The following is a 5,352-nucleotide window of genomic DNA, read 5'->3' as shown; positions in this document are numbered from 1 at the left end:
TCGGGGTGCCTATAAAAGCGGCAAATTCTGGATTATTCCTCTGTTCAATCATTTACCGCAAATCATCAAGGGCAGCCGTGGCCCAAAGGGCAAGTGGCGTAAAAGTCGTCCTCCGGCTCTAGCTAAGATCAATGTCAATCGCAATCGCATTGGTAGCAACAAAACTAAACGTCCCGAAGAGCGTCAGCCAGTGATTTCAGTGAAACGAAGCGGCAACAATCTATACGGCAACCAGGTCGAAATTCTTGGTCCGTGTCGGATTGTGTATCAACCGGATCACCCTCTTGATTGTGGTGCTCGTCTGTGGATCGAAACCTTTAGTGATATTCACTTTATCGGTGGTAGTTTTCCCGCCACTGCCTAGTAGAAGGTAGGGTTATATTTACTTTTTTCCGGTTGCCTTTTTCCATAACAACACACTTCCTATACCTAGGATGAGTAAGGCAAAAATCCCTATGGGCAACCACCACTGTAATAATTGAGGCTCTGATGGTGCAGTATCCTCGAAGGATTCTGAAAAGGATTCTGAGTGCTGGTTAAATTCAGGTTCAGTGGTAGGACTTGGCACAGTCGCAGTTTTTTTCCCAGGAGTGACTGTAACGTCGTACTTGATCTCAAATGGCTTAAAACTAGCTCCTGATTTAGGAGTACCGCTTAAGACTAACTCATAGACTCCCGCTTTAGGAAAGACTAGATCAGCTCCAGGAATACCAAGGTATTTTTCAGCTGATATAGCTTTGAGCTGTGGCTCAAGGATAGGGGAATTCCCTTGGTCTGATGAGGATTTAGAATAAACCACTAATTGACAGTCACATTGCTCTAGGGGAATGAGTTGTCCCCCTTGGCGAGTAAGGGCAAACCATGCTAGAGCAGGTTCTCTAGCGCGAGGATTGTGATTGGGTTCAATGTGGAAGGTAGCACCGACATCGGCAGAGGTTTTAATGTTGTGAGAAATTATCGGAAAATACTGCTCAGTTCTGAGTGCTGAGTTTTCAGTAGAGGAAATGTGGGATCGCAGTTGAATGGTCATGGGGGTTAACTCTTAATGCTAAGATTTCTTCAAAGATGCTCTTAGCTCCTAACCAGAAAATGCCGGAGATACAGAGGATATCGAAGATCACACATGAATCTTTTGATTATAAATTGCTATAAGTTCACAATAAGGATGAATGGCTGATGATAATATTTACCATAGTCTTATAGCTAAGGAACATAAGCACGGAATGGTTTTAGATTTGCTGCTGGTCATGACCCTAGGGTTTCTGGGCAGTTTTGGTCACTGTGTGGCAATGTGTGGACCTCTGACAGTGGCGTTTTCCCTATCTCAGCAGCAGGAAAAGTCTCCAAAGTGGCTCCATCAGCTGGGTTTTCATAGTCTCCTTAACCTAGGACGAACAATTAGTTATGCTCTTGTCGGAGCTGCACTTGGGGGTATGGGTTCGGTCTTGATTGCTAGTGGTCAGTTGGCTGGGATTGGCAGTGGATTGCGCCAAGCCATGGCAATTCTGACTGGTTTAATGCTTATTTGGTTTGGCTGTGTGCAGCTTAAACCCGATTGGATTCCCCGTCTGCCCCTATTACACCCCCTATCTAAAGGGATTGGGCATCAACGGCTGACGGTCGCGATGACTAAATTGTCTGGGGAATCTCAGTGGTGGACACCAGCCCTTTTAGGAGGAGTCTGGGGTTTGATGCCTTGTGGATTCCTGTATGCTGCTCAGATTAAAGCAGCGGAAATGGGTAATCTTTGGTGGGGAGCAGCAACGATGCTGGCCTTTGGACTGGGAACGATGCCCATGATGCTAGGAGTGGGTGTATCTGCATCTAGACTCAGTGTTAGCAAGCGCAGCCAGCTGTTTCGCCTAGGAGGCTGGGTTACCCTCACGATTGGTATTTTAACCCTTCTCCGTACCGATGCTATGGTGGATTACACCGGTCATGGGGCGCTGCTGTTACTGATGTTAGCTTTGATTGCTCGTCCGATTAGTCGTTTGTGGGCTGGGCTGTTACGCTATCGTCGGGCTTTAGGAGTGGGGGCATTTGTGTTGGCGATCGCTCATACATTTTTTAGGCTAGACCATGCCTTGAACTGGAAGTTAGATGCTATGGGGTTTATGCTACCGCAGCATAAGTGGGGTCTGTTAGCAGGAATTTTAGCCCTCGTGTTGATTACCCCAGCGGCTCTCACGAGTTTTGACCACTTACAGAAGGGTTTGGGCAAGCTTTGGCGACGGATTCATTTATTGAGTATCCCTGCTTTAGTCCTAGCTGCAATTCATGCCGTGATGATTGGTTCGAGCTACCTGGGACAGTTAGCTTTGACTGGAAACAACCATCTCAGAGCTGTCAGTTTGGGAATAATTACCTTAGGAGTTTTGCTAGTGCGATCGCGTATTGTTTGGTCAGGGTTATCCCTAGAAAAGTTCTACCTTCCCCCCAAATCTTGGTAATGGTTACTGATTTTACACTGAGCTTTTGACCCATCCACTTCAGTGTTAGCTATTCAGTATTACCTATAGTTAACAATATTTTCTCTGCTTCAAGCTAAACCCTATCCAATTTACATGTAAAGTAGCTATAAGGTTGATTTTTTGTTGGCTTTATGGGATTTCGAAATTGGTTAACTGCTACTGCTGTAGCTTGTCTGATTTGGGTGATCAGCTCGGCATTTGCTCCCCCTGCGTTGGCTGTGATCCGCATTAAACTCTCCAACTTGTCTTCCCAGGAGTGTCCCTTAGAAATTGGGAAAGGCAGGGTGATCAGTGGTGGGGGTTCGGCTAGGCAGGCTAGTTGCTATCTGATCAAGGGTAAAGCCAAGAATCCCACTGGCAGAAAGGTGTTTGATGCTGATGTTTTTGGTCGTATCTTGGATGCCAATGGCAATAATACCTTCCCAAATCGGGGTCGCGTGGGGTTAATTGATGAAGTGGAACCAGGAACCAGTGATTTTGAAATCCAGGTTACGGTTCCTGCTAATGTAAAAACGCCTCTGATCCTTAAGGGTTTTAAGGCATCCGGTTTTAGGAACAGAATTGGTCGTTGACTGGTTCAGGATTAAGTGCTGTCGCCCCTGTCTTGATGCAGCGCCATCTTGGTAAGGTCACCTCACCAAGACGGCTTAGGTGCGCCTGACCCGTAATTTAATTCGCCACGGGTCGCACCTATGCATCGTTTTCCCATTTATCCTTTACCTATTCTAGATAAGCTAAATTTAGAGCACGCTAATTTGATACTGTGAACAAGGATTAGAACTTACTATTCTGATTACAGCTGTTGATCACGGCTATGCTAAAACAGCCCAGCTACAATTTGTAGAAGAAAAATCGCCACTATGGGGGAAAAATCTATACCTCCAAGGGGTGGAATGAAGGAACGGAAAATATTCAGGTAAGGGTCAGTAATTGGACTTAAGACAGAAGCGACCTGATTCGCCCAATCCATTGTTTGAAACCAAGTTAACAGAATTCGGACAATTAATAGAACTAGATAGATTTGGATAAAGCTCTGGAGAGTGCTGGTGAGCAGTTCTGTAGCCATAGATTTATAAGCTTTCTTAGTAAGTTTGTATGAGTGTTATGCCTTGATGTTAAGTTTAACGGATTTAGATCACCCTGTGCCTGAAGACCAATGCAGTACAGCTTTAAAATGCCTAAAACAGAATTATTTCATGGCTCAAGCACCCGTTCATGTGTATTTGCCTCAGCTGTACCTTTCACTGTGCTGACTTGTTGACGTACATCGTCAATGGCTGAATTGAGCTGGGCAATTTTGTCTTCCAAACTCTGACGTGCCGCTTCAATGCTTGCTTCTGCCTTTAGTTCGCGCTTTCTAGCCCTAATTGCCTTAGGGTCTGAGCGCTCAGAATTTAACATAGACCGATCTTCCTCATCCTTTTGATTACTTTTACCAGCAGTAACCAAAGCGCCGATTAATCCACCTATCAATCCCCCGACTACTGCTCCAGTCAGGAATCCACTTGCAAAACCATCTTGCTGACTCATGTTGCTCTGTTGCCCTTGATTTGAAAAATGCAGCTTTTATCCAGATTAACCCATCAAGTTTGAGAGGATCTTGCTGATTAGACAAGGGGTTTGCTACCAGCCCTTAATTCATAATATCGTATCGGAAGCGTTTTAGACAAAGCTTTGAAAGCCCGGTCTGGTGAGCGAACCGGGAATGTGAACCTTGGAACCATGATCAGGAAGTCTAGGTAGAGGTGTTCCAGGCAACACCTCTACTATCAATTGGATTTGCTGTCTAAGTCTGTCAGGGTAATAGGGGCTTGTCGCGGTTTCGGTCAAGTTCCAAAAGCGCGATCGCCTGCATCACCCAAGCCTGGTACTATATATCCCTTACCATTGACTTCCTCATCAATCATGCCAGTGTAGATGGTCAAACTAGGATAATCTGCCCCCAACTTTTGTAAGGCTGGTGGTGCTGCTACCACGCTAATAATCCGTGTTAAATCTGGTGTTGCGCCTCGTTTTTTAAGTTCTGACATTGCCAACATCATTGTGCCACCAGTAGCCAGCATCGGGTCGAGAACTAGGACTCGTGTATTTGGGTCAAACTGATTGGGTAAGGTGTTCAGGTAAAAATTGGCTTGTAAGGTTTCCTCATTTCTGACCAGACCAAGGTGATAAACCGATGCCAAGGGCAGCAAAGTTTGGGCTCCATCTAAGAGCGCTAGTCCAGCCCGCAAAATTGGCACAACTACTATGGGTACTTCTGGATTCACCATAGTTACCTTGCACGGAGCTAGGGGAGTTTGCACTGTTAGTTCTTCATTCGGCAACCAATCCCGCATTGCTTCATAGGTCAACCAGCGTCCCAACTCGGTCATAGCGCTTTTGAACAATGGAGGTGGTGTCGAGGCATCACGGGCAACCCCTAGCCAGTGCTTAACTAGGGGATGGGGTGGAACATAGACACGTAGTTGGAGAGTCATAACAGCTAGTAACTATAAGAATTAGTGATAAACAAATTAGGTAGTGTTAGAGGAATTGGGCAGTAGGGTTTTTCGGAATAACCACAAGTCTTAATCTAGTTGATGATAGTTTCAAGTTTTACATTGATGAACACAGTATTAAGGAGTGTTTGCTTGATTCAAGCAAACCCTATACAAGTTGTCAAAATAGAGACAGCACTCAAAGGGTTTGCTGATCCTTGTAACTATGCCAATAATACTGTTAAGTCGTCAATTACAAGCAAAAAAACCCCGTCAGCTCAGATATACATCTGAGGGGGTCACCGGGTGTGGGCTGGGGCGGGGGACCCTGGTGTAATGATTGCCTTAGTTCCCAAAAAGTTTTCCTTACAGGTTCGCCCACACCCAGTAAGGCTAACAAGGCA

The 5,352-nt window shown here is 45.5% G+C and carries 7 protein-coding genes; 3 read left to right on the top strand and 4 right to left on the bottom strand.

Annotated features, from left to right (window positions below; translation table 11 throughout):
* Positions 1–364: DNA-binding protein (locus tag F6K20_RS22950; RefSeq protein WP_287296136.1), on the top strand; the 364-nt coding region annotated here is incomplete at its 5' end.
* 18 nt (positions 365–382) lie between these two features.
* On the opposite strand, the gene F6K20_RS22945 is transcribed toward F6K20_RS22950, so the two are convergent.
* Positions 383–1,030, bottom strand: coding sequence for a hypothetical protein (locus F6K20_RS22945; RefSeq protein ID WP_287251941.1), 648 nt, complete (start codon positions 1,028–1,030; stop codon positions 383–385).
* Positions 1,031–1,169: 139 nt separating this feature from the next.
* On the opposite strand from F6K20_RS22945, the gene F6K20_RS22940 reads away from it, so the two are divergent.
* Both F6K20_RS22940 and F6K20_RS22935 read left to right on the top strand, forming a co-directional pair.
* Positions 1,170–2,450 (top strand): urease accessory protein UreH domain-containing protein, encoded by a 1,281-nt coding sequence (locus F6K20_RS22940; RefSeq protein ID WP_008179691.1) that lies wholly within the window; start codon positions 1,170–1,172, stop codon positions 2,448–2,450.
* Between the two features lie 152 nt (positions 2,451–2,602).
* The gene (locus F6K20_RS22935; protein WP_287251939.1) at positions 2,603–3,043 is read left to right on the top strand and encodes a hypothetical protein; all 441 of its coding nucleotides are present in this window, start codon (positions 2,603–2,605) and stop codon (positions 3,041–3,043) included.
* Positions 3,044–3,288: 245 nt separating this feature from the next.
* Here F6K20_RS22935 and F6K20_RS22930 read toward each other — a convergent pair whose 3' ends face one another.
* The 3 genes from F6K20_RS22930 to upp form a co-directional block, all read right to left on the bottom strand.
* Complete coding sequence (locus F6K20_RS22930) at positions 3,289–3,537, bottom strand: YggT family protein (protein ID WP_008179693.1); 249 nt, start codon at positions 3,535–3,537, stop codon at positions 3,289–3,291.
* A gap of 128 nt (positions 3,538–3,665) precedes the next feature.
* On the bottom strand, positions 3,666–4,001 hold the full coding sequence (locus tag F6K20_RS22925) for a ssl2009 family thylakoid membrane protein (RefSeq protein ID WP_008179694.1): 336 nt from the start codon (positions 3,999–4,001) through the stop codon (positions 3,666–3,668).
* 296 nt (positions 4,002–4,297) lie between these two features.
* Complete coding sequence (gene upp, locus F6K20_RS22920) at positions 4,298–4,948, bottom strand: uracil phosphoribosyltransferase (protein WP_008179696.1); 651 nt, start codon at positions 4,946–4,948, stop codon at positions 4,298–4,300.
* Between the last annotated feature and the right edge of the window lie 404 nt (positions 4,949–5,352).

Source organism: Moorena sp. SIO2C4 (assembly GCF_010672485.1).
GTDB classification, from domain to species: domain Bacteria; phylum Cyanobacteriota; class Cyanobacteriia; order Cyanobacteriales; family Coleofasciculaceae; genus Moorena; species Moorena producens.
This window is presented reverse-complemented; position numbering and strand designations above follow the sequence as displayed.